24 protein-coding genes are annotated in these 23,954 nt (G+C 59.5%); 8 read left to right on the top strand and 16 right to left on the bottom strand.

Annotation, left to right across the window (positions count from 1 at the left end):
* The first annotated feature begins 74 nt into the window (after window positions 1-74).
* From KGB18_RS18985 to KGB18_RS18975, 3 genes are read left to right on the top strand one after another with little or no spacing between them, the layout of a single operon-like run.
* Window positions 75-761, top strand: coding sequence for a hypothetical protein (locus KGB18_RS18985; protein ID WP_123719862.1), 687 nt, complete (start codon window positions 75-77; stop codon window positions 759-761).
* Window positions 762-812: 51 nt separating this feature from the next.
* A complete protein-coding gene (locus tag KGB18_RS18980) occupies window positions 813-1,211 on the top strand; it encodes a YbaY family lipoprotein (protein WP_123719863.1) in 399 nt (132 codons plus the stop codon).
* Between the two features lie 27 nt (window positions 1,212-1,238).
* Window positions 1,239-1,928 carry a DUF4197 domain-containing protein gene (locus tag KGB18_RS18975; protein ID WP_123719864.1) on the top strand — a complete coding sequence of 230 codons (690 nt, stop codon included), beginning with the start codon at window positions 1,239-1,241 and terminating at the stop codon, window positions 1,926-1,928.
* Between the two features lie 110 nt (window positions 1,929-2,038).
* On the opposite strand, the gene KGB18_RS18970 is transcribed toward KGB18_RS18975, so the two are convergent.
* The 3 genes from KGB18_RS18970 to KGB18_RS18960 all read right to left on the bottom strand — a co-directional run bounded on the left by KGB18_RS18970 (window position 2,039) and on the right by KGB18_RS18960 (window position 7,724).
* A complete protein-coding gene (locus KGB18_RS18970) occupies window positions 2,039-3,385 on the bottom strand; it encodes a Fic family protein (protein WP_123719865.1) in 1,347 nt (448 codons plus the stop codon).
* A 160-nt stretch (window positions 3,386-3,545) separates the two neighbouring features.
* Window positions 3,546-6,617 (bottom strand): efflux RND transporter permease subunit, encoded by a 3,072-nt coding sequence (locus tag KGB18_RS18965; protein ID WP_123719866.1) that lies wholly within the window; start codon window positions 6,615-6,617, stop codon window positions 3,546-3,548.
* A 6-nt stretch (window positions 6,618-6,623) separates the two neighbouring features.
* On the bottom strand, window positions 6,624-7,724 hold the full coding sequence (locus KGB18_RS18960) for an efflux RND transporter periplasmic adaptor subunit (RefSeq protein WP_052967484.1): 1,101 nt from the start codon (window positions 7,722-7,724) through the stop codon (window positions 6,624-6,626).
* A 93-nt stretch (window positions 7,725-7,817) separates the two neighbouring features.
* Here KGB18_RS18960 and KGB18_RS18955 point away from each other — a divergent pair, with 93 nt between their 5' ends.
* On the top strand, window positions 7,818-8,462 hold the full coding sequence (locus KGB18_RS18955; protein WP_123719867.1) for a TetR/AcrR family transcriptional regulator: 645 nt from the start codon (window positions 7,818-7,820) through the stop codon (window positions 8,460-8,462).
* Window positions 8,463-8,582: 120 nt separating this feature from the next.
* On the opposite strand, the gene KGB18_RS18950 is transcribed toward KGB18_RS18955, so the two are convergent.
* A complete protein-coding gene (locus KGB18_RS18950; protein WP_008012270.1) occupies window positions 8,583-9,365 on the bottom strand; it encodes a class I SAM-dependent methyltransferase in 783 nt (260 codons plus the stop codon).
* A gap of 93 nt (window positions 9,366-9,458) precedes the next feature.
* On the opposite strand from KGB18_RS18950, the gene KGB18_RS18945 reads away from it, so the two are divergent.
* A complete protein-coding gene (locus KGB18_RS18945; protein ID WP_123719869.1) occupies window positions 9,459-10,079 on the top strand; it encodes an energy transducer TonB in 621 nt (206 codons plus the stop codon).
* A 3-nt stretch (window positions 10,080-10,082) separates the two neighbouring features.
* On the opposite strand, the gene KGB18_RS18940 is transcribed toward KGB18_RS18945, so the two are convergent.
* The 7 genes from KGB18_RS18940 to ppc form a co-directional block, all read right to left on the bottom strand.
* Window positions 10,083-10,778 carry an extensin family protein gene (locus KGB18_RS18940; RefSeq protein ID WP_123719870.1) on the bottom strand — a complete coding sequence of 232 codons (696 nt, stop codon included), beginning with the start codon at window positions 10,776-10,778 and terminating at the stop codon, window positions 10,083-10,085.
* A gap of 2 nt (window positions 10,779-10,780) precedes the next feature.
* Window positions 10,781-11,602, bottom strand: a complete 822-nt coding sequence (locus KGB18_RS18935) for an oxaloacetate decarboxylase (RefSeq protein ID WP_123719871.1) — start codon at window positions 11,600-11,602, stop codon at window positions 10,781-10,783.
* Between the two features lie 31 nt (window positions 11,603-11,633).
* The gene (locus KGB18_RS18930; protein WP_123719872.1) at window positions 11,634-12,494 is read right to left on the bottom strand and encodes a DUF72 domain-containing protein; all 861 of its coding nucleotides are present in this window, start codon (window positions 12,492-12,494) and stop codon (window positions 11,634-11,636) included.
* Entirely contained in the window at window positions 12,494-12,799 is a 306-nt protein-coding gene (locus KGB18_RS18925; RefSeq protein WP_123719873.1) for a hypothetical protein, read from the bottom strand. Before KGB18_RS18925 ends, KGB18_RS18930 begins: the two co-directional genes overlap by 1 nt.
* A 270-nt stretch (window positions 12,800-13,069) precedes the next feature.
* Window positions 13,070-13,744, bottom strand: coding sequence for a tRNA (adenosine(37)-N6)-threonylcarbamoyltransferase complex dimerization subunit type 1 TsaB (gene tsaB / locus KGB18_RS18920; RefSeq protein WP_123719874.1), 675 nt, complete (start codon window positions 13,742-13,744; stop codon window positions 13,070-13,072).
* Between the two features lie 93 nt (window positions 13,745-13,837).
* A complete protein-coding gene (gene adk, locus KGB18_RS18915) occupies window positions 13,838-14,485 on the bottom strand; it encodes an adenylate kinase (RefSeq protein ID WP_007906266.1) in 648 nt (215 codons plus the stop codon).
* Window positions 14,486-14,774: 289 nt separating this feature from the next.
* On the bottom strand, window positions 14,775-17,405 hold the full coding sequence (gene ppc, locus KGB18_RS18910; RefSeq protein WP_123719875.1) for a phosphoenolpyruvate carboxylase: 2,631 nt from the start codon (window positions 17,403-17,405) through the stop codon (window positions 14,775-14,777).
* 208 nt (window positions 17,406-17,613) lie between these two features.
* Between ppc and KGB18_RS18905 the strand changes: the two genes are divergently transcribed.
* The 3 genes from KGB18_RS18905 (at window position 17,614) to KGB18_RS18895 (ending at window position 19,579) form a co-directional block, all read left to right on the top strand.
* Window positions 17,614-17,958, top strand: a complete 345-nt coding sequence (locus tag KGB18_RS18905; protein ID WP_123360651.1) for a pilin assembly protein — start codon at window positions 17,614-17,616, stop codon at window positions 17,956-17,958.
* A 362-nt stretch (window positions 17,959-18,320) separates the two neighbouring features.
* Window positions 18,321-18,734: a DUF4398 domain-containing protein gene (locus tag KGB18_RS18900; protein ID WP_123719876.1), complete on the top strand. Its 414-nt coding sequence runs from the start codon at window positions 18,321-18,323 to the stop codon at window positions 18,732-18,734.
* A 56-nt stretch (window positions 18,735-18,790) separates the two neighbouring features.
* On the top strand, window positions 18,791-19,579 hold the full coding sequence (locus tag KGB18_RS18895) for an OmpA family protein (RefSeq protein ID WP_123719877.1): 789 nt from the start codon (window positions 18,791-18,793) through the stop codon (window positions 19,577-19,579).
* A 174-nt stretch (window positions 19,580-19,753) separates the two neighbouring features.
* Here the strand turns inward: KGB18_RS18895 and KGB18_RS18890 are convergent, their stop codons facing one another.
* From KGB18_RS18890 to KGB18_RS18870, 5 genes are all read right to left on the bottom strand, one after another.
* On the bottom strand, window positions 19,754-20,083 hold the full coding sequence (locus KGB18_RS18890; protein WP_123719878.1) for a hypothetical protein: 330 nt from the start codon (window positions 20,081-20,083) through the stop codon (window positions 19,754-19,756).
* Entirely contained in the window at window positions 20,080-20,994 is a 915-nt protein-coding gene (locus KGB18_RS18885; protein WP_123719879.1) for an alpha/beta hydrolase, read from the bottom strand. The genes KGB18_RS18890 and KGB18_RS18885 overlap by 4 nt, the downstream gene beginning before the upstream one ends.
* 161 nt (window positions 20,995-21,155) lie before the next feature.
* A complete protein-coding gene (locus tag KGB18_RS18880; RefSeq protein WP_123360656.1) occupies window positions 21,156-22,433 on the bottom strand; it encodes a flavohemoglobin expression-modulating QEGLA motif protein in 1,278 nt (425 codons plus the stop codon).
* Between the two features lie 36 nt (window positions 22,434-22,469).
* Window positions 22,470-23,024, bottom strand: coding sequence for a hypothetical protein (locus tag KGB18_RS18875; RefSeq protein WP_123498103.1), 555 nt, complete (start codon window positions 23,022-23,024; stop codon window positions 22,470-22,472).
* Window positions 23,025-23,185: 161 nt separating this feature from the next.
* A complete protein-coding gene (locus KGB18_RS18870) occupies window positions 23,186-23,902 on the bottom strand; it encodes a TetR/AcrR family transcriptional regulator (protein ID WP_007897654.1) in 717 nt (238 codons plus the stop codon).
* Window positions 23,903-23,954: the final 52 nt, after the last annotated feature.

Below are 23,954 nucleotides of genomic sequence, written 5' to 3'. Positions count from 1 at the left end.
GGCACGGATGTTTTCCGGTTACTTGATTCATGAATTAATAGGCTTTTTTAACCGATCACGATAAGGACATCGCGATGAGCCTCTTAAATGATACGAACCCTCACGTCACTGTAACTTTCAGCCTGCCTCCAGACTTTGTCGCTGCCGATGATGGCGAGCGCGAAACCGTTATCAGCGTCCAGACTGCCAATTCAACGCCGCCGATAAAAGTGCTGGACTGGCACCACCCTTCAATTGCCGATGGCCAATGGAATTTTTCATTCCCGCACCTCTACAGCAACATCGGCGTCAAGTATCAGATCAACATCCAGATGTTCCACGATCGACGGGCGTTACTGCTGGAACAGGATTACTTCGTTATCGTGAATCGCACGCCCCATCGCCAGACCTTGCACTTGAGCCCGATCGGGCTGTTGTATATCGAAGCTCAAGAGCCTGCGGCCTTCGCGACAGAACAGGCAGTGACTATCAGTCTGCATGAAAGCGAGCAACCTGAAGTTCAACTGGTTTGCGTCAGCCACAACGAACAAACCGCCACTTCGTTTTACCTGAAGTACGATCCGGATAGCGTATTACCCGGCAAACGTTACGCACTGACCGGCATCGAAAACCGTTATCACCAACGTATTAACGTGTCTCCAAGTCAGGTCGAACTTGCACCGGCATCGCACTTGTCACGCTCAAGTCGGTTACAGACATTTAACCAGTGGCTGACCCGGTCATTACGTTTGTTCACGGACGCTCCTGGCAAAATCCGCTAAATTCCTTTGAGCGCCGGGCTTCTTCCGGCGCTTATGTCATAGAGGCTCTCAATGAAAAAACTCTCACTCGTCCTGCTGACTACCCTGCTCGGTGCCTGCCAGTCGACACAACCGACCGCCAACGCCAGCCTCGACGGCGAAGTGTTCTACCTGCAACGCATTGCTCTGCCACCGAGCGCGACTTTGAGCGTCAGCTTGCAAGATGTGTCTCTGGCCGACGCTCCGGCGGTAGTGCTCGACGAACAGAAAGGCCCGGTCAAAGGCCAGGTGCCGTTGCCGTTCCATTTGAGCTACGATCCGGCGCAGGTCAAACCCGGCCATCGCTATTCGGTTAGCGCTCGCATCGAAGTGGACGGCAAGCTGATGTTCATCACCACTGAAAATCACGCCGTGCAACTGGACGGCAAAGACCCGCAGCCACTGAAAATCCGCGTCGACGCCGCCCGCTAATTCTATTTTTTGAACAAGGAAGCCGCCATGCTCCGCCCTACCCTTCGCTTCGCCGGCCTGTGCGCAGGCTTGATGATCTGCGCCAACGCCCTGGCAGGGGCTCTCAGCGACCTGTCGCAACAAGACGCCACCGGCGGTCTCAAGGACGCTCTGACCCAAGGCGCGCAACTGGCCGTTAAACAACTCGGCACACCCGGCGGCTTCAGCAACAACCCGGACGTGAAGATCGAACTGCCGGGCAAGCTGGGTAAAGTCGCCAAGAAAATGAAACAGTTCGGCATGGGTGATCAGGTCGATCAACTGGAAACCAGTATGAACAAAGCGGCTGAAACGGCCGTGACGCAAGCCCAGCCGATCCTGGTGGATGCGGTGAAGAAAATGACCGTGGAAGATGCCAAGGGGATCCTCAGCGGCGGCAAGGACTCGGCGACTCAGTACCTGAGCAAAACCAGCCGCGAACAGATCCGCACCAAGTTCCTGCCGATCGTCAAACAAGCCACCGACCAGGTCGGCTTGGCCCAGCAGTACAACGCATTCGCCGGACAAGCCGCAACCCTGGGCGCGCTGGATGCGAAAAATGCCAACATCGAAAGCTACGTGACCGAGCAGGCGCTGAACGGTTTGTTCGAGATGATCGGCAAGCAGGAAGAAACCATTCGCCAGAACCCTGCTGCGGCGGCGACCAGTTTGGCGAAGAAGGTGTTTGGTACGCTCTAAACCTCAACTCCGATCCTGTGGGAGCGAGCCTGCTCGCGATTGCGGTGTTTCAGCCACAGTTGATGTCGACTGACACAGCCTCATCGCGAGCAAGCCCGCTCCCACGAAAATCAGATCATCGACGCTGCCCGCAGAAAGAATACCCACTCGCGCCCCATCTTCCTTTTCTCGAACACCTTCAACTCGACCAACCCGTTCAGGGTGGCCGACGCGGTGTTGTAAGAGCAGTTCAGATTCTCCTTCACATTGACCGCCGTGAACTCCTTGGCCATTCCACTCTTGGCCACTTGGTATACGGCTCGCTGTTTCTCGGTGAGCTGGTCGAAGAAACCTGACTCCAGCAGCCATCGATCAAAGCTTTCGGTGTAGGCAAGGCTTTTTCGATAAGCCTCAGTAAAAGCGCTGACTGCCCGGAAGATCACTGAACACTGGAAGTCGATGAAATAGGTCATGTCCAGATCATCGGCCTCGGTATTCAGATACGAGCGCCCATATTTCACCGGCGCATTGCGCAGCAACAGGCTAATCGCGATGTAGCGAAAGGCCGAAAAATCATTCTTGAACATGAACCAGTAAAACAGTGCCCGCGCGACCCGACCGTTGCCATCGCGAAAAGGATGCTCATAGCCCAGCGCAAAATGCAGCGCGATACCTTTGATCAATGGATGAAGGTAATCCACTTGATCGGGATCGTCGTGAGACTGGTTGATCCACTTCGACAGCACCTGCAATCGTGACGCGAGTCCCGCTGCGGGGGGCGGCGTATGAACAGTGTTGCCCTCACCGTCCTGCACCACCACGTCATCGTTGATCCTGAAAGCACCCGGTGAATATTGCGGGTCATCGATACCTTCAACGCCAACACGATGCATCGCCGTGATCAGTTCGATGCTCAAGGGGTCATAACGCTTTTCCCAAGCGAAGTTCATCATCTTGTAGTTGCCGATGACCATCCGCTCATCCGGCGTACGCGGCAGGCGTTTGCGCTTGAGCATGTCCTTGGCCACGCGGGTGGTGGTCGCTGCACCTTCGAGCTGGCTGCTGCTGATGGCTTCGTCTTCGATCAGATCGTTGAGCAGATAGCTGAAATGCGCTCGTTCGCCGATCTGTCCGGTCATGTATTCAAGGGCTGCCGTCGTCGCTTGTCGATCAACGGCCGAAACAGCTTTCTGGGCCAATGGGGTCAGCACAAATTTCCCCCACTGAATGGGCTCGCCCAATGGCAAAAGGCTGGAATACTGCGCGGTCCGGGCTTTCTTGACCAAGGCCCAGCACAGATTCGAATCCAGCCCCGGCGCCCAGCGGTAGCGCAACTCATCGAACGGAAGATAGCGCCCCTGATCGTCCAGAGGCTTGAGCAGTGCGAGGTAGTCCGAGAGGCGTTCCTTGTGGGGAGATTGCCCCAAACGATCGAACACCGGGTCGGATCTGCCCTTCAGCATGGGCGGCTTTTTCATTATTGGTGTCTCAACAACTCACGAAATTGAGTCTTGAGTACACCAGTGCACCTACGTTGACTCAATATCAGACGGATCTGAAATATGTGTAGGAGCCTGGACCACCTTCGCGGGCAAGCCTCGCTCCTACAGTGGAGCTGCGTATACACGCCCCAAAGAGTCAGACCGGCTCTTGCTTGACCCTGAACCAAGCCGCATACAACGCCGGCAAAAACAGCAACGTCAACGCCGTCGCCACAATCAGCCCGCCCATGATCGCCACCGCCATCGGCCCGAAAAACACACTGCGCGACAATGGAATCATCGCCAACACCGCCGCCAACGCCGTCAGCACAATCGGTCGGAACCGCCGCACCGTCGCCTCGATAATCGCCTGCCAAGGCTTAAGCCCGGCAGCGATATCCTGCTCAATCTGATCCACCAGAATCACCGAGTTGCGCATGATCATCCCGGACAAGGCGATCGTCCCGAGCATCGCCACAAAACCGAACGGCTGGCGGAACACCATCAGAAACAGCGTCACACCAATCAGCCCCAGTGGCGCCGTCAGAAACACCATCACCGTGCGTGAGAAACTGCGCAGTTGCAGCATCAGCAACGTCAGCACCACCACGATAAACAGCGGCACACCGGCCTTCACCGAGTTCTGCCCGCGAGCCGAGTCTTCCACCGTACCGCCGACGTCCAGAAGATAGCCGTCCGGCAGTTCGGCGCGAATTGGATCGAGGGTCGGCATGATTTGCTGCACCAGCGTCGCCGGTTGTTCCTTGCCATAGATATCGGCGCGAACCGTCACGTTGGGCAGGCGGTTACGGTGCCAGATGATGCCTTCCTCAAAGCCGTATTCCAGCGTTGCAATCTGCGACAGCGCCACGCTGCGACCATTGTCGGTCGGCACGGCCAGGCTTGGCAGCAACGCCAGTTCGGTGCGCTCATGCACCGTGCCGCGCAGCAGGATCTCGATCAACTCGTTGTCTTCGCGGTACTGGCTGACGCTGGCACCGGTCAGCGAGCTTCGCAGGAAACCCGAGAGGTTTGCCGTGCTCACACCCAGCGCCCGCGCGCGGTCCTGATCGACGTTCAGGTAAACGACTTTGCTCGGCTCTTCCCAATCCAGATGCACGTTGGCAACGTGTGGGTTCTCGCGAACCTTGGCCGCTACTTTACGGGCCAATGCGCGGACTTCCTCGATGTGCTCACCGGTCACCCGGAACTGCACCGGGTAGCCAACCGGCGGGCCGTTCTCCAGCCGCGTGACCCGCGAGCGCAAGGCCGGGAATTGTTCGTTGAGGGTTTCGATCAGCCAGGTACGCAGGGTTTCGCGATCCTCGATGGTTTTGGCCAGCACGACAAACTGCGCAAAGCTCGCTGCCGACAGTTGCTGATCCAGCGGCAGGTAGAAGCGCGGCGAGCCGGTACCGACGTAAGCCACGTAATTGTCGATCCCGGCGTGATCCTTGAGCAGGCCCTCAAGGCGTTTGACCTCCTCGGCAGTATTGCTCAGAGACGCACCTTCGGTCAGTTTCAAATCGACCAACAATTCCAGTCGCCCCGAAGCCGGGAAGAACTGCTGTGGCACGAAACGGAACAGCACCACTGACGCGACGAACATCACGATGGTCAGGACGATCACCGTTTTGCGCCGACGCACGCACCATTCCACCAACCGTCTGACGCGCTGATAGAACGGCGTGCCATAAGGGTCGGGTTGGCCGTCGCCGATGCCATGCTTGGCGGCGTGAATTTTCGCCAGATCCGGTAGGAGTTTTTCCCCCAGATAAGGCACAAAGACTACGGCGGCAATCCACGATGCCAGCAGCGCGATGGTCACCACCTGGAAGATCGAACGGGTGTATTCGCCGGTGCCCGATTGCGCGGTGGCAATCGGCAGGAAACCGGCAGCAGTGATCAACGTACCGGTGAGCATCGGGAACGCGGTGCTGGTCCAGGCATAACTGGCGGCTTTGACCCGGTCGAAGCCCTGCTCCATTTTGATCGCCATCATTTCCACAGCGATGATCGCGTCGTCCACCAGCAACCCCAGAGCCAGTACCAGCGCGCCGAGGGAAATCTTGTGCAGGCCGATGCCGAGGTAATACATGCAGGCGAAGGTCATCGCCAACACCAGCGGAATCGCCAGTGCTACGACCATGCCGGTGCGCACACCGAGGGAGAAGAAACTCACCAGCAACACAATCGCCAGCGCCTCCACCAATACCTGAACGAACTCGCCGACACTGGTTTTCACCGCGGCGGGTTGATCGGACACTTTGCGCAGCTGCATGCCGGCCGGAAGGTTCTTCTGGATTCGGGTGAATTCGACTTCCAGCGCCTTACCCAAAATCAGTATGTCGCCGCCATCCTTCATGGCCACCGCCAGACCGATGGCGTCTTCAGCCATGAAGCGCATGCGCGGCGCCGGTGGATCGTTGAAACCACGGCGAACGTTCGCCACATCGGCGATGCGGAACGTGCGATCACCCACGCGGATCGGGAAATTCTTGATCTCATCGACCGTCTGAAAATTCCCCGAAACCCGTAGCTGCAAACGCTCGCTGGTGGTTTCGAAGAAGCCTGCGGTGGACATCGCGTTCTGCTCTTCAAGCGCCTGCTGCACCACCGCCAACGGCAACCCGAGGGTGGCCAGTTTGACGTTGGAGAGCTCGATCCAGATCTTCTCGTCCTGCAGCCCGAGCAGATCGACCTTGCCCACATCCTTGACCCGTTGCAGCTGAATCTGGACACGGTCGGCGTAGTCCTTGAGCACCGCGTAATCAAAACCTTCGCCAGTCAGGGCGTAGATGTTGCCGAAGGTGGTGCCAAACTCATCGTTGAAGAATGGCCCCTGGATGCCCGGTGGCAGGGTGTGGCGAATGTCGCTGATCTTCTTGCGGACTTGATACCAGAGCTCCGGGATCTCCACCGAATGCATCGAATCCCGAGCGATGAACGTGACCTGAGACTCACCCGGGCGGGAGAATGAAGCGATCCGGTCGTACTCGCCGGTTTCCATCAGTTTCTTTTCAATACGCTCGGTAACCTGGCGCGACACTTCCTCGGCCGTGGCCCCCGGCCAGGTGGTGCGAATCACCATGGCCTTGAAGGTGAACGGCGGGTCTTCGCTTTGGCCGAGCTTGGTGTAGGACAACGCGCCTACGACGGCCAGCAAAAGCATCAGGAACAGGACGATCTGACGGTTACGCAGCGCCCATTCGGAAAGATTGAAACCCATCGGGGATTACTCCTTGTGCGCCAGATTGACCACGCGGTTGGAGCGATCCACCGGGCGCACTTGCTGCCCGTCGTGAAGCACATGAACACCGGCCGCCACCACCCAATCGCTGGCGTTCAGGCCTTCGAGCACCGGCACGGTTTTCTCACCGAATGCACCGACCCGCACCGGGGCTTTTTTCAAGGTATTGTTGGCGCCGACCACCCACACATAAGTGGCACCGTTTTCCGCGGTGACCGCCGACAGCGGCACCGACAACGACACCACATCGGCGGTCTGGATGAACACCCGGGCGCTCTGGCCGAGTTCGGCGGGAACCTTGCCGGCGGTAAAGGCGATACGGGCGGCGAAGGTGCGGGATTTCGGATCGGCCGCAGGCGACAGTTCACGGATGCGTCCGGGGAAACGTTGATCGGGCTGGGTCCAGAGTTCCACCGAGACCGGCTGGCCGACCTTGAAACGACCGAAGCTCTGCTCCGGCAGGCTGATCAACACTTCACGCTCGCCATCGGTGGCGAGGGTAAACACGGTTTGCCCGGCCGCGACCACTTGCCCGACTTCTACCGCACGTTTGGCCACCACGCCATCCTGGGGCGCGCGCAGCACCGCGTAACTGGCCTGATTGGTCGATACGTTGAATTCGGCTTTGATTTGCTTGAGGCGTGCTTCACCGGAGCGGTAGAGGTTTTCCGCGTTGTCGTACTGCGAACGGCTGACCATTTGCCGCTCCATCAGGGTCTTATAACGATCGCGCTCGGCGCGCACCAGGCTCAGGTTGGCCTCGGCGGCGGCGACCTGGGCACGGGTGGCTTCCAGTTGCAGGCGCACGTCCTGAGGATCGAGTTCCGCCAGAGGCTGGTCAGCCTTGACCCGCTGACCTTCCTCGACCAGTCGTCGGCTGACTTTGCCGCCAATGCGGAAGGCCAGATCTGGCTCATAGCGCGCACGGACTTCACCGGGATAACTTTCCATGGCCTGAGCCGAGGGCTCTGGCTGTACGACCATGGCCGGGCGGACGGTGACTTGAGGCGCCTCTTCATGGCCACACGCAGACAATAAAAAAGCCAGACTGACCGGCAATGCGAGGGGCAAGGCATAGCGGAACATGGAGAAGGACCTTTCGCTAATGGTGCTTGGAATAATTATACTGACCAGTATGTTATTAATAGCAAACTCACCAGTCCAGTATTAAAGCGAAGAATGTCGAACAATCTTTCAACACCCAGCGGTCCGGGCCGTCCCAAGGATCTGGCCAAGCGCCAGGCAATCCTCGACTCGGCGAAAATCCTGTTTCTGAGTAAGGGATACGCCAACACCAGCATGGATGCCGTGGCGGCCGAGGCCGGCGTGTCGAAGCTGACGGTCTACAGCCATTTCAATGACAAAGAGACGCTGTTTGCCGCCGCGGTGATGGCCAAGTGCGAGGAGCAACTGCCAACGCTGTTTTTTGAGTTGCCGGACGGCATTGCGGTGGAAACCGTGCTGCTGAACATCGCGCGCGGTTTTCATCAGCTGATCAACAGCGACGAATCGGTGAACCTGCACCGGTTGATGGCGACGCTGGGCAGCCAGGACCCGAAACTTTCGCTGATTTTCTTCGAGGCCGGGCCAGAACGCATGCTGCACGGCATGGAGCGGTTGTTGACCAAGGTCAATCAGAGCAGCGCGTTGAGCATCGATAAACCGCGCAATGCGGCAGAGCATTTCTTCTGCCTGCTCAAGGGCGCGGGGAATTTCCGCTTGCTGTATGGCTGCGGCGAGCCGGTGACCGGGGATGCGGCTGAAGCCCATGTGCGGGAAGTGGTGGGGTTGTTTATGCGGGCTTATCGGCCGGAGTCGGTCTGATGATCGTTCCCACGCTCTGCGTGGGAATGCAGCCCGGGACGCTCCGCGCCCCTTTCGAAGCGGACGCAGAGCGTCCATTGAGGCATTCCCACGCAGAGCGTGGGAACGATCAGTATCGAATCAGGGCTTGAGCGCTTTCTTCGGATAAATGTCGTATCGGCTGGACTTGCCATCCAGCGCATGACTCGGCTTCGGCCCGTCGATGCACGGCGCCTTGCGTGGGCGTTTGACCACTACCCGGTGACTGGCCAGGGCCAACGCCGCTTCGAGCAATGCCGGCGCATCCGGGTCATCGCCTACCAGCGGCCGGAACAGGCGCATTTCCTTCTTCACCAACGCGGTTTTCTCACGATGGGGAAACATCGGGTCGAGGTAGATCACCTGCGGCGGCTCGCCTTCCCAGTTGCGCATCACCTCGATCGAATTGCCCTTGAGCAAACGCATCCGCGCCACGATCGGCGCCACGTCGAAATCTTCCGCGCCGCGCGCCAGGCCATCTTCCAGCAACGCGCCGATCAGCGGCTGGCGCTCGATCAGGCTCATCTCGCAGCCCAGGCTGGCCAGCACGAACGCGTCCTTGCCCAACCCCGCCGTGGCGTCCAGCACGCGCGGGCGCACGCCTTGGGCGACGCCGACCGCTTTGGCGATCATCTGACCGCTACCGCCGCCGTACAACCGACGATGGGCCGCGCCACCTTCAACGAAATCCACCCGCACCGGTCCCGGTGCGTCCGGCCCGAGTTGCTGCAGCTGCAACCCCTGCTCGCCCACCTGCAAGGCAAACTCGCCGTCATCCACCTGCAACGGCAACCCCAGGCGCTCGGCCCATTGCTCGGCCTGTGGCTGAAAGGTCGTGCCCAAGGCCTCGACATGGATGCGGCAGGCCGCAGGTTGCTCAATCATGGGAAAACACGCTCAAAAAATTAATGATCGGCAAAAACGGCCGATAACCAAACTATCGAGCATTTTGCCAGAGCTGAGCGTCGACCGAGAGAAATGTCAGACATTCAACGCACATCGATAGGTTACATCTCGCCCCACGGCGATTTTGGCCTGCGAAATTCCCAAGCACTGAGCGGCGTCAGTCACCTGTGGCAGGATTTTTTTGCCCAGGCCCTGGCCGATCAGTCGGGCGATGTCGTGCCCGTGTCTGGCACCTTCCCGCCGGTTGATCTCGACAGCCCGGTCGAACCGACCGTTGGCAGCGAGCTGCTGGCGCACATCATTTCCCAGCGCGAATGTGATGTGATGGAAACACCAGTCCGCCCACCCGAACCACTGTTCCTGCCGATTGCCGAGTTCGAAATGGACCTGGCCGATAAACCTTTCCCGCCGTTCCCGCCGGAAGAAATCGTCGCGCAACAGAAACAACAGGACTTCGACAGCGGCTGGGTACGCCCGATTGTGCTCACCGCCGGTCGCCCACTGCCGGAGCCTGGCACCGCACCGCAAGCGCGACCGCTGCACTTGCCGATCGCCGAGTTCGAGCTCGACCTGCTGGACAAACCATTCCCGCCGTTCTCGCCCGAAGAGCTGGTGGAGCAACAAAAACAATTCGATTTCGATAACGGCTGGGCACGCCCGATCGTTCTGCAGAACCTGCGCATCGCCGCGTAACCCTCAGCGACACCGCCACCACGGCCCGACATCCACATGAAAGTGATTGCGATGGGCGGCGTTGTAGTCCGGGCTCAATACCACACTGAACATGTCGCAGGCGCCGTCGCGAACCTGATGGAGAAATCTCGCGTCCTGGTTATCCTTCGGCCAATCCTTGAGCACACTGATGAATCGACCGTCCGCCAGCCGGAATCCGCTGATATCCAGCGCATCGGCCGTGGCATGCTGGCTGCGTCTGCCGTTTTCGCGGTTGTAAACGTTGCGACAGGCGAAGCTGCCGAGATGGTCGACCCGTTTCACAGCCTGCCCGTAGACAGCCTGAGCCGCCGGTTGCAGGGCGTGGCGCTCGAACAAGGCAAACGCTACCGCCAGACTGCAACTGGCGAGGAAACTGCTGCTCAGCGCCGCCTCGCCGCCTTGCACACGCAAGGTGTTGGTCAACGGGCAGGCCGCGTCCGGGCTGTCGACCTGATGGCTTACACGTAACCCGGAGCTGCTCAGGGCGTGGTCGCATAACTGCGGATCATCGCGCAGACGCATCAGTTTGTAGCGGGTCAGCAGGTTCGGTTCGGCCTTTACGTCCAGCGGCGCCCATGGGTTCCATTGCGGGGGAATGGAAACCCAGCCGCGCCAGACGCTCAACCCGGCAGCGCCGATGATCAACAGCACCAGCAACAGCCCCCACCGAAACCGCATCGTCAGCCCTTGAACAATTGATTAGCCTTCTGGAACGGCATCGACCGGGAGGTAAAGCCGAAGGTCCCGTGTTGCTGGATTTCCTCGGCGGCGCGGAAGAACTCGCCATACGCCGCCAAGGCCAGGGCCGAACCGACGCTGATGCGTTTGACGCCCATTTCACTCAACTGCTCGACCGTCAGCTTGAGCCCGCCGGACATCAACACATTAACCGGTTTCGGCGCCACGGCGCGGACCACCGCCAAGACCTCTTCAGCGCTGCGCAGGCCCGGTGCGTAAAGCACGTCGGCCCCCGCCTCGGCGAATGCCTGCAAGCGGCGAATGGTATCGTCGAGGTCAGGATTGCCGTGCAGATAGTTCTCGGCACGCGCCGTCAGTACGAAGGGAAAAGGCAAGTTGCGAGCTGCCGCGACGGCCGCTTCGATACGCGCCACGGCATGCTCGAAGCAGTAGATCGGACCGTCCTCACGCCCGGTGGCATCTTCGATCGAACCGCCGACCGCACCGACCTTTGCCGCACGCACAATACTTTGAGCGCAGTCGGCGGGGGCGTCGGCAAAACCGTTTTCGAGATCCACCGCTACCGGCAGATTGGTGGCCGCGACAATCGCCTCAACGTTCGCCAGGGTCTCGTCGAGCGTCAACCCACCATCGGGACGGCCCCGGGAAAAGGCGTAACCGGCACTGGTGGTCGCCAGCGCCTCGAAGCCAAGGCTGGCGAGCATTTTCGCCGAGCCGGCGTCCCAAGGGTTGGGAATGACAAAAGCGCCCTCGCGTTCGTGCAGTGCTTTGAACGCCTGGGCTCGAAGGGTTTGCGCATCCATTGGCAGGCTCCTGAAAAGAGGAAAACCCGCTTCAGAGCAAGCCAAGTTGCTCGGCGGCGGGCTCTCTGTATAGCTCAGGCAGCGGCGGCAAGCCAGGCAAACGCAGCATCAGTTGTGCGTGAAAACGTTGTGCGAGTTTTGCCGCCAGCAGGTTATCGGCGGTGTGCAGGAAGATATAGGGCGTGCGGCCCTCTTCGATCCAGACTGCGATTTTTTCGACCCACGGCACCAGGAATGGATCGTTGGCTTCCAACTGCGGATGGCCGATGAAACGCACCTGTGGAAACTGAGTAAACGCAGCAGGACGAGGCGGCACCCGGGGCTTTTTCGATTGGGCGTGAAGCACTGAAGGATCGGTCGATGTGCAGCTGAACAGCGCTCGCGGATCGAGACAGATGCGCTCGACACCGCGGTCCAGCAACAGGCGATTGAGCATTCGCTCGGCATCGCCCTTGGCAAAGAACTCATCGTGCCGCACTTCGACCGCCAAGGGCCGGTCCACCGCATCGATAAAACCGGCCAGCTCGGACAAGCGTTGAGGGGTGAAGCTTTTGGACAATTGCAGCCAGAGGGGAGAAACCCGCTCACCCAGAGGGCTGAGCAATTGCAGGAAGGTTTCGGCGGCGGTCAGTTGTTCGCGCAGGTCACCGCTATGGCTGATGTCGCCGGGGAACTTGGCGGTGAAGCGAAAGTGTTCAGGCATGGTTTCGGCCCAACGCTGCACTGTGGCGGCAGAGGGGCTCGCGTAGAAGGTCGTATTGCCTTCCACGGCGTTGAACACTTGAGAATAAAGATTGAGAAACTCGGCGGGCCTGGCGTCTTGTGGATACAAGTAATCGCGCCAGGCGTTTTCACTCCAGGACGGGCAGCCGAGGTAGTAAGGCTGCAACATCAGATGTACAGGTCGAGACCCAGTACATCCGCATCCCAATCGACAAAAGTGGCGGTGCTCAGGTAACTGGCCAGTGCCATCGCCACGCTTTTGCTCATGGCGCGGTGATAAATCATGTCTTGTTGACGAGCGGGGAGATTGCTCAGACGTTGCGCGGAAGCTTTGGCGGCGCGGGCGGCCAATTGCTCTTCGGTAGGGAATTCCAGCTCGCCGTCGATATCGACGTAGTCGTCATCCGCCACAGGGCCTTTGCGGGGCTTGCGCTTGATGGGGTAGGACTGGGAGGAAACGCCGTCTATACGCATGAGTACATGTCCGGTATCAGTGATGGCAGCTTAGTGGCACATAGCCCACTTCGCAAACTGCCGAGTGATAACTAGAACACAGAAAAGCGAAAAGGTTTAAAAGCGGCTGGTAGAAAACTGACGATTGGCTGCGGTTGGAACACTTTGTGGTGAGGGAGCTTGCTCCCGCTGGGCTGCGAAGCTGCCCCCAAGCGCAGTCAGGTACACCGCGCCATCAGGTTCTACGACTGCTCCGCAGCCGAACGGGAGCAAGCTCCCTCGCCACAGGAATTAACGCGCTTTGGGCGTCGCAACTTTATCGCGCAAATACACCGGCTGCGCCTCATCGGCCACGATTGCTTCGCCGCGTTCCCAGGCAAAACGCGCCAGGGTCAGCAGGTCTTCGGCGTGGGGCAGCATGCCCGCGTCCTGCCCGCTCAGGTTGACGGCAATGCGCTCGGCATACCCCCAACCGGTGCCCGCGCCGAACCACTCGCCGCTGGCATCGGCCGGCAATGCGGCGACTTCGGGTGGCAATACCGCTTCGTTGCCCACCAACCGCATCTCCCCCGCCGTTTCGCGGTAGCAACCCCAATACACCTCATCCATGCGCGCATCGATGGCCGCCGCGACCTGGCTGACGCCATGTTCGCGATAGGCCCGTTGGGCAAGTACGGCGAGGTTGGAGACCGGCAACACCGGGCGATCCAGCGCAAATGCCAGACCTTGCACCACGCCGATAGCGATCCGCACACCGGTGAACGCGCCCGGTCCACGGCCGAACGCAATGGCATCGACCGCTTGCAGCGTGGTGCCGGCATCGGCCAGCAGTTGCTGGATCATCGGCAGTAGCTTCTGCGCATGCAGGCGCGGGATCACCTCGTAATGACTCGTGACTTTGCCGTCATGCAGCAAAGCAACGGAGCAAGCTTCAGTCGCGGTGTCCAGGGCCAGCAAGGTGCTCATCGATGTTTCCGTAAGAGAGGTCAGAAAAAGTGCGCCAGTATAAACAACTACGGCCCGCAAGCGGGCCGTAGAAGATGAAGCCGATCAGACTTTTCAGCTCAGTGCTTCAAGCACCTTGCCGGTGATCACTTCAACCGAGCCAACACCCGGAATATGGCTGTATTTCGGCTTGCCCTGCGCAGAGGCCAGACCCTGGTAGAACTCCACCAATGGTTTGGTCTGGGAGTGGTAGACCGACAGGCGATGACGCACGGTTTCTTCGGTGTCGTCCTTGCGCTGCACCAGCTCTTCACCGGTGATGTCGTCTTTGCCGGCGATTTTCGGCGGGTTGTAGACGGTGTGATACACGCGGCCGCTGGCCTCGTGAACGCGACGACCGGCGATACGCTGAACGATTTCTTCGTCATCGACGGCGATTTCGACCACGTTGTCCAGCTCCACGCCAGCTTCTACCAGCGCTTCAGCTTGCGGAATGGTGCGCGGGAAACCGTCGAACAGGAAACCGTTGGCACAGTCAGGCTGCGCGATACGGTCCTTGACCAGTGCGATGATCAGATCGTCAGAGACCAGACCACCGGCATCCATGATGCCTTTGGCTTTAACACCCAGCTCGGTACCGGCTTTTACAGCAGCACGCAGCATGTCGCCGGTGGAGATTTGCGGAATGCCGAATTTCTCGGTGATGAACTTAGCCTGAGTACCTTTACCGGCCCCGGGAGCTCCCAGCAGAATGACGCGCATCGATGTGCTCCTCAATTTTTTATATAGATAACGTCAGATTCGCCTCTTGGGGCCAATCTCAAAAATAGGATCGCGACCGCCCAAACGGCCAAAGGCTGATCAAGATACACAGCAGGCCCTGCCCACACAAGCCGCCGAAAGTCGGAGAAACCCGCGCCTGATGAGACCCCGCGAAGGGGTAACCCAAGTCGCAACCCCATCATTAACTGTCGCGTGACAGACCTTTTCGACCGCTCGCCAGCAGGCACTCGACGCTCGCGCCGGGTGCCTGTCCCCCACGATGAAAACCTTAGCCGGTATTTCGCAAACCGGCGGCAATCCCCGCCACAGACACCAGTAACGCCTGTTCTACCGGGCTGCCTTGGGCCACATCCTGTTGCCGCGAACGTGCCAACAGTTCGGCCTGCAATAGATGCAGCGGGTCGAGGTAAGTGTTGCGCAGGCGGATGAATTCAAGGGTGGCTGGGCTATGTGCCAGTAGCTGCGACTGACCGGTCAACCCCAGGACCACCGCACAGGCCTGCGACAATAGGTCGCGTAAATGCGCCCCCAAAGGGAGCAGATCCGGCTCGACCAGGCGCTCATCGTAAGATTGGGCGATATCGGCGTCGGCCTTGGCCAGCACCATTTCCAGCATATCGATGCGGGTACGGAAGAACGGCCACTGCTCGCGCATCTGCCCCAGCAACTCACCTTCGCCACGCTCCAGCGCCTTGCTCAATGCCGCTTCCCAGCCAAGCCAGGCCGGCAACATCAGGCGCGTCTGGGTCCAGCCGAAGATCCACGGAATGGCGCGCAGGCTTTCAATCCCGCCAGCGCGGCGCTTGGCCGGGCGGCTGCCCAAAGGCAAACGCCCCAACTCCTGTTCCGGGGTCGACTGGCGGAAATACTCGACGAACTGCGGATTTTCTCGCACCACGGCGCGGTAAGCCTTGACGCCATCGGCGGCCAATTCGTCCATCAAATGGCGCCAGGCAGGCTCAGGGGGTGGCGGTGGCAACAAGGTCGCCTCCAGCACCGCCGCCAAGTACAGATTGAGGTTTTGCTCGGCGATGTCCGGCAGGCCAAATTTGAAACGAATCATTTCCCCCTGCTCGGTGGTGCGGAAACGCCCCGCCACCGACCCCGGCGGCTGCGACAGAATCGCCGCGTGCGCCGGGCCACCACCACGGCCCACGGTGCCACCGCGACCGTGAAACAACAGCAGCTCCACTTGCTGCTCGCGACAGATGTCGACCAAACGCTCCTGCGCCCGATACTGGGCCCAGGCCGCCGCTGTAGTGCCAGCGTCCTTGGCCGAGTCGGAATAACCGATCATCACTTCCTGCGGCCCTTGCAGGCGCGAGCGATAACCCGGCAGCAGCAAAAGTTTTTCGATCACAGGGCCGGCGTTATCGAGGTCGGCGAGGGTTTCGAACAGCGGCACCACGCGCATCGGCCGCAATACGCCGGACTCTTTGAGCAGCAATTGCACGGCCAGCACGTCGGAAGCGGCACCCGCCATGGAAATCACATACGAACCGAGGGAAGCCCCCGGTGCCGCGGCGATTTCCCGGCACGTCGCCAGCACTTCGGCGGTGTCGGCAGACGCCTTGAAGTACGCCGGCAGCAACGGCCGGCGATTGTTCAGTTCGCGCATCAGGAAGGCGATGCGCTCTTCTTCGCTCCAGTCCTCATAACGGCCCAGGCCGAGGTAATCGGTGATTTCGGTCATGGCCGCCGTGTGGCGAGACGAGTCCTGGCGCACATCGAGGCGCACCAGAAACAGCCCGAAGGTCACCGCACGGCGCAGGCAATCGAGCAACGGGCCATCGGCGATGACGCCCATGCCGCATTCATGCAGCGAGTGGTAGCACAGCTCCAGCGGGTCCAGCAGGTCGCGGTTGTTTTGCAGCACATCGGCCGACGCTGGCGTGGTTGCCGCCAGGGATGCGTGGGCCCAATTACGGGTCGCGCGCAGGCGTTCACGCAATTGTTTGAGCACTGCGCGGTAAGGCTCGGCACTGTCGCCGGCCTTGGCTTTCAACTCGTCACTGGCCTGCTGCATCGACAACTCGGCGGCGAGATGATCCACATCGCGCAGATACAAATCGGCGGCCATCCAGCGCGCCAGCAGCAACACTTCGCGGGTCACGGCGGCGGTAACGTTGGGGTTGCCGTCGCGGTCGCCGCCCATCCACGAGGCAAAGCGAATCGGCGCGGCCTCCAGTGGCAGGTGCAGGCCGGTGGCGGCATGCAGAGCCCGATCGGCCTTGCGCAAATAATTGGGAATCGCCTGCCATAGCGAATGCTCGATCACCGCAAAGCCCCACTTGGCTTCGTCCACCGGGGTCGGGCGGGTACGGCGGATTTCTTCGGTGTGCCAGGCTTCGGCGATCAGGCGCTGCAACTTCGTCTTGATCTGCTCGCGTTCGGCGGTGGTCAGGTCACGGTGGTCTTGCGCGGCCAGTTGCGCGGCGATCGCGTCGTACTTCTGGATCAGTGTGCGACGCGCCACTTCGGTAGGGTGCGCGGTCAATACCAGCTCGATTTCCAGCCGCCCCAATTGCCGCGCCAGAGACTCGGCGTCATGGCCCGCAGTCAGCAGGCGAGCGAGCAGTTCCGGCAACACCCGGGCCTCGAACGGCTCGGGCTGCGACTCTTCGCGGCGGTGAATCAGTTGATATTGCTCGGCGATATTGGCCAGGTTGAGGAACTGGTTGAACGCCCGCGCTACCGGCAGCAACTCGTCTTCGCTCAACTGGTTGAGGCTGGCGCTGAGTTCAGCGTCCATCGAACCGCGACGGTCGGCTTTGGCGCCTTTGCGGATCTGCTCGATCTTGTCGAGAAAGTCGTCCCCGTACTGTTCACGAATGGTGTTGCCCAACAGCTCACCCAACAGGTGAACGTCCTCGCGCAAGCGTGCATCAATATCGGTCATCAGCAGTTCTCCAGCGAAAATCCGGGCGGCTATGCTTGGTTATTAGAGGCTCTGATAGAGAGTGCCGTCGTAAAGCGCTTCTTACAAGCGGACGACTAAGGGACTTCAACTGACGCTAGTCTCAATAATAAGCCGTACAACGGCTTGCCGCCGGCCACCGCCGGAGACTCACCCGGCCTGCCACGAGCAGGTGCGCAATGAGGTTATTATGAAAATCCGCGAGCTCGCAAAGCATTGGGAAGAAAACGCCAAGGGTCGCCTGACCGACTCGGGCTACACGATTCGTCTGGACGTGGAAGCCGCCGCACGGCTGGCGGCGATTATCGAGATGTACCCCAAACGGCATCCTGAAGAACTGCTCGGCGAGTTGATCGGCGCCGCCCTGGAAGAGCTCGAAGCGAGTTTTCCGTACGTGCAAGGGTCAACGGTGGTGGCCACTGACGAAGAAGGGGATCCGCTGTACGAAGACGTTGGAGCGACGCCGCGCTTTCTAGCCTTGTCCCGTCGTCATTTACACGATTTGTCGGACGATAACGACAAGCAAAAACACTAGAACCTGTGGGAGCGAGCCTGCTCGCGAAAGCGGTGGATCAGCCATCCTCAATGCTGGATTTACTGACGCTTTCGCGAGCAGGCTCGCTCCCACAGTTTGATCGCATTCATCCTTCAATATGAGTGTTCCCGGGCCATGAAATGCTCGGGCATACCGCTACACATCGCTAAAATTACCGGTTTAGAGCCTTGTCTGCTCGATCAGGTTTTTTCGGGCGATAGGCCATCTTCTGTGAACTTTTGAAAAACACTTTGGGTCAACCCAATAACCACGCCTGGGACGGCCGTTTAAGAATGCTCTGGAAATTGAAGGTTGCGGCTCCTTGCCCAGGATGGATTCAGATGTTTTTCAGGAGTTATCCAATGGAGTTGAAGACCATGAAGACCAGCACTGCCCCATCCTCGTTCACCCACCTGCGCGGTCTCAAACTGGCGGCCCTGGCCATCGGCAGCAGCTTCGTTCTGGCCGGTTGCGCCGGTAACCCGCCGAGCGAGCAATACGCCGTGACCCAATCCGCCGTGAACAGTGCCGTCAGCGCCGGCGGTACCGAATTCGCCGCCGTGGAAATGAAGGCCGCTCAGGACAAGCTCAAACAAGCCGAAATCGCCATGCACGACAAGAAGTATGACGAAGCCAGAATCCTGGCCGAGCAAGCCGAGTGGGATGCCCGTGTCGCCGAGCGCAAGGCCCAGGCGATGAAAGCCGAACAAGCTGTGAAGGACTCCCAGAAAGGTGTTCAGGAACTGCGTCAGGAAAGTCAGCGCCCCGTGCAGTAAGCGCGCATCCCGACTTCCAGACCTGAAACTCTTATCGATAGAAAGGACGAACCATTATGCGCAAACAATTGATGATCCCCGCTCTCCTGGCCGCAAGCGTCGCACTGGCTGCCTGCTCCACACCGCCCAACGCGAACCTGGAACAAGCCCGTACCAACTACACCGGCCTGCAAGCCGACCCGCAAGCGAGCAAAGTTGCGGCACTGGAAACCAAAGACGCCAGCGAATACCTGGACAAGGCCGACAAGGCTTACCTGGACAAGGAAGACCAGGCCAAGGTCGACCAACTGGCTTACCTGACCAATCAGCGTGTTGAAGTGGCCAAGCAGACCATCGCCCTGCGCACCGCTGAGAACAACCTGAAAAATGCCGCGGCACAAAGGGCCCAGGCTCGTCTGGATGCCCGCGACCAGCAGATCAAACAGCTGCAAGACAGCCTGAACGCCAAACAGACCGATCGCGGCACGCTGGTGACGTTTGGTGATGTGCTGTTCGCCACCAACAAGGCGGACCTGAAGTCCAACGGTTTGGTGAATATCAACAAACTGGCGCAGTTCCTTCAGGAAAACCCGGACCGCAAAGTGATTGTCGAAGGCTACACCGACAGCACCGGCTCAGCGCCGTACAACCAGTCGCTGTCCGAGCGTCGTGCGACCTCGGTGCAAGTGGCCCTGATCAAGATGGGTGTCGACCCGGCGCGTATCGTGGCCCAGGGTTATGGCAAGGAATACCCGGTTGCGGAGAACTCCAGTGTTTCGGGCCGCGCAATGAACCGTCGGGTGGAAGTGACCATTTCCAACGACAACCAGCCGGTCGTCCCGCGCTCGGCGATCAGCGCCAAGTAAGCTGACCACGCTGATACTTAAAAGCCCCGCCTGAATTGATCAGACGGGGCTTTCGTTTTTAAGATCAAAAGATCGCAGCCTTCGGCAACTCCTACAAAGTTGCATATGCCGCGATGTCGCGGGTGTACTCGGTCAATGTAGGAGCTGCCGAAGGCTGCGATCTTTTCGGGCGGGTTACGGTTGCAGTTTTTGCGGGGTTTCCTGGCCCATGCAGCGCACGGCTTTTTTCTTGCTGTTGATCAGCACGCCGGTCAGGCCTTTCTGGTCGGTGTCGAACAGCACCAGCACGCCATCGATGCACTGGGCCACTTGCGGGGCCGGTTCCAGGGAGACTTTATAGTCTTCGCCTGGCACGGTCTTGAGCATGGTGAAGTCGCTGAGCAGCAGCGCATCTTCGGGTTTGGCGAAGTGCAGGTAGCCGTACCACCACAGGGCGCCAACGGTGCCGAGGATGCTGCAAATACCGGTGATGATCAGCGGGATAGCGTTACGTTCTTCACTCATTGCGGACTCTCTGGTGGTTCATCTTCAGAATTCGGGGGTGCCGGGTAATTCGGGACTTCACCCAGGCGGCGCAGGCCGTTGAAATGCTGCGGGTCTTCGAGGTAGCGCAGCATGACTTTTCGCCAGACCGGGTCGGCGAAGGTTTGCACATGACCGCCCCGGGTCAGTTGCAGCACTCGCGGCGGCGGCGCAGCTTGATACAGTCGGATGCCATTGGAAAGGGGCACCAGTTGATCATCGATACTGTGATAGATCAGCTTCGGTACGCCGTTGAGCTGCATCATGGAATGGATCGCGCTGTCGCCATCCGGCACCAACCAGGACAACGGCACCTGGAACGGCCATGTCATCCATGACGTGCTCAGGGCGAAACGCCCGACATCGCGGTAGCTGGCAGGCACGCCATCGAGCACAAAAGCCTTGAGTTGCCGCTGGCGCTCGGGATGCTGGGCCAGGAAATGCACGGCCATCGAACCGCCAAGGCTCTGACCGAGAAGGATCAGCGGCTTGCCCTTGACCTCCGGGGCCTGGTCAAGCCATTTGAACGCGGCATCGATGTCCTGATAGATCGCTGGCAACGCCGGTTTACCTTCGGACCAGCCGTACCCGCGATAGTCCACCAACAACACTTGATAGCCCTGCTCCGGCAACCACCAGCTCCCACCCAAATGCCACGCCAGGTTGCCGCCGTTGCCGTGCAAATGCAGCACCGTGCCTTTGACCTCGACACCTTTTTTCGCCGGCAACCACCAGCCATGCAGCTTGAGGCCGTCAGCGGTGGTCAGGGTGACGTCGCGAAATTCGAGCTTGGCTTTTGCCGGGGTGAACGGCTGGCCGGGCTCGGGATAGAACAGCAGAGAGTCGCAACCGCCGAGGGCCAGGAGCAGACAAAAGATGCCGAGGATTCTCATCCGGTGAAGCCTCGCGAAAATAGGGTTGAAACACGATCCTGTGATAAATGACTTACCTGTGGGAGCGGGCTTGCCCGCGATGGCGGCTTAGCATTCAACATTAATGATGACTGTGACATCGCTATCGCGGGCAAGCCCGCTCCCACAGGGGGATTTATTGCTCACAAGATATTGGAATAATCCGCTTCGATCCGGTCCAGGCTCAGGTGGTTGAGGAAGTTGGAGAAACACATCCAGGCCGACAGCGCGTTCATGTCGCGGAATTGGTCGGGCAGGTACTTGGGCGGTACCACCAGGCCTTCGTCCACCAATTGGCGCAAGGTCCGCATGTCTTCCAGCGTGGTCTTGCCGCAAAACAATAGCGGTATCTGCTCCAATTTGCCTTTACGCACGGCCAACTGAATGTAGTTGTAAACCATGATAAAGCCCTTGAGGTAGGACAAGTCTTTGGTAAATGGCAGACCGGTCGGCACCGAGCCGCGGAAAACCCGGCTGGCGTTGCCGTAGCTTTCGGCCATTTCGAAGCCTTGCTCACAGAAGAAATCGTAGATCTGCAAGAAGTCCGCGCCCTCCTCCACCATATGAATGGCACGGGTGCGGTTGGTCAGTTTGCGCAGGCGGCTCGGATAAGAGGCAAAGGTGATGATTTCCATCAGGATCGCCAGGCCTTCCTGGGTCACGGTGGACGACGGCGGGCCTTTGGACAGGAAGGTGCAGATCGGCTGATTCAGGCCGTTGAGCGTGGTGCCCACATGCACGAGCCCTTCGTGGACTTCCAGCGCACGCACGTCACGGTCGTTGAACATCGCGTCGGCGCGGATCTTGATGTAGTCGGCGCCGGCCGCCGCATCGGCGACGATCCCGTCGGACTCGAATACCCGAATGGTTTCCTCGGCCTCGCCAAATACCTTGTTCAACCGATGCTGCAGCAGGTCGACGGCTTCCTTGGCGGTGAGAAGTTTCGGTTCGTCCTTGAGGTCGCCACGGCCATCGATGTTGTTCAGGTAATCGGAGAGCATCAGGCCCAGGTCGGCCAGGGTCGGGTCGCCGGCGTGAAACGCATCGGACGCCGCGCCATACAATTCCTGGGAAATCAGCCCGAAATCCTCGGTGCCGCGCGCTTCGAGCATGCGCACCACCATCCGGTATTCCTTGCACATGCGGCGCATGATCTGGCCGACCGGGTTGAACTGGCCGAGCTGGCGGGTGATGTCGCGCTCGATGTTCTGGAATTCCAGCTTCACTTTGCTGGAATCAAATGCCAGCGGTCGATTGAGGTAATAGTCGCGGTCCACGGCCGGCATTTCCTTGCCCTTGCCTTTGAAGAACCCCTTGCGAATGCTGTCGTCCCACTTGACCGCATCCAGAACGCGAATCGGCGTCTGCGCCAGCACTATGCGATCGGACAAAATGCGTATCGTCTGCTGGTATTCGTCCACCCGAAACTCCTGTAGTAAAACCGTTACGTGCTGGGTTTATTTGGTTTTGGCCAGGCGCTGGTAACGCACCGCTTCGACGAAAACATCGGAATTGGCCGGATCATCGAGGTAGGCGAACACCTGATCCAGGCTGTTGTTGATCAACACCCCGTCGCCGTCATCGGTCCGGAAGCCTTGGCCACTGAGGGCTTCTTGGCCCATGGCCTGTTTGATCTGCTCGAGGTCGAGGTTGTAGACCACCAGTTCGTGCTTATCATTGAGCTCGAAACCGGTGATGGTGAAATTCCCGCCGAACTGCGCCGGCACCTTCGCCGACAGGTACCAGCGATTGCCATGGCGCGACACGGTGAAGGGATAGGCTTCACGCTCATGGGGCTTGGCCTTGAAGTAGCTGACCGCCTGATAGCGATTGTCGCCGATGCGCGTCAGTTCCAGGTTCATCGGCTCGCCCCAGGCGTTGGTGCTGGTCCATTTGCCGAGCAGCCCTTTGGGCGCGGGCTCGCTGGCGGGCAGCGGCTCCTTGAAAGTCACCAGACAGCCACTGAGCAGCAGGATCGACAAGGCGATCACAACGACGCGCCAGGCTTTCATTCAACACTCCCTATGAACACAACACCAACCTCAAGTGAACGCCGGCCCCTGTGGGAGCGAGCCTGCTCGCGATGGCGGTGTGTCAGGCAACAGAGATGTTGAATGTCAGACCGTCATCGCGAGCAGGCTCGCTCCCACAGGGGTTAGCTTCCACTCAGGGGTTACACCGACGCCAACACCAAATGCATGTAGCGGTTGAGGATGCCGAGCATTTCCTCTTCGGCAACAGGCTCGGCGTCGTTGAGCAGGCCCTGATATTCCATCCGTCCGATAATCGCAGTCAACACTTTGGCATCCTGTTGTGGTTCACGGGAACCCAATACTTCGAAAAGTTGGCAGGTGCCCTGCAGGAGAATTTGCTGATGGGAGCGCACCAACAACGCCAGGCGCGGGTTGAGCAACGCTTCCTGGCGGAAGGCTTGCTCGGCCATCAAGTGCTCGCGGCGATTGATCAATTGCCGATGAACATAATCAGCCATCAGCCGTGCGATATCGTCCGCCAGCTGTGAACGGGACTCGGGGGTGCCATCGCCGCTGACAACCATCTCACGCAACAGGCCTTCGTTGCTGGCCCACAACCGGGCCATGAATGCCGCGCTACGTTCCACGTATTGGGCGAAGGTATCGGTGAGCAGGTCATCGATGTCCTTGAAATAGTACGTAGTGGCCGACAGCGGCACACCCGCTTCAGCGGCCACTGCACGGTGTCGCACGGCCCGCACGCCATCGCGCACGACAATGCGCATCGCCGCGTCAAGAATGTCCTGTCGACGCTGTTCACTGCCCTGTCGGCTGGCTTTGCGGCCTTGGTACTGAACACTTTCAGCGACCGCAGTGGCGATACCCGCTGCACCTTCTTGAGCAATTGCACGATTCACGACAGGTATTCCTCTCTAAACGTCAAAAGTAACCAATTGATACGTTTGTACC

It is taken from the genome of Pseudomonas sp. BF-R-26 (genome assembly GCF_019947395.1).
GTDB classification, from domain to species: domain Bacteria; phylum Pseudomonadota; class Gammaproteobacteria; order Pseudomonadales; family Pseudomonadaceae; genus Aquipseudomonas; species Aquipseudomonas farris.
Note: the sequence above shows the minus strand (reverse complement) of the source record. Positions and strands in the feature narration are given on the sequence as shown.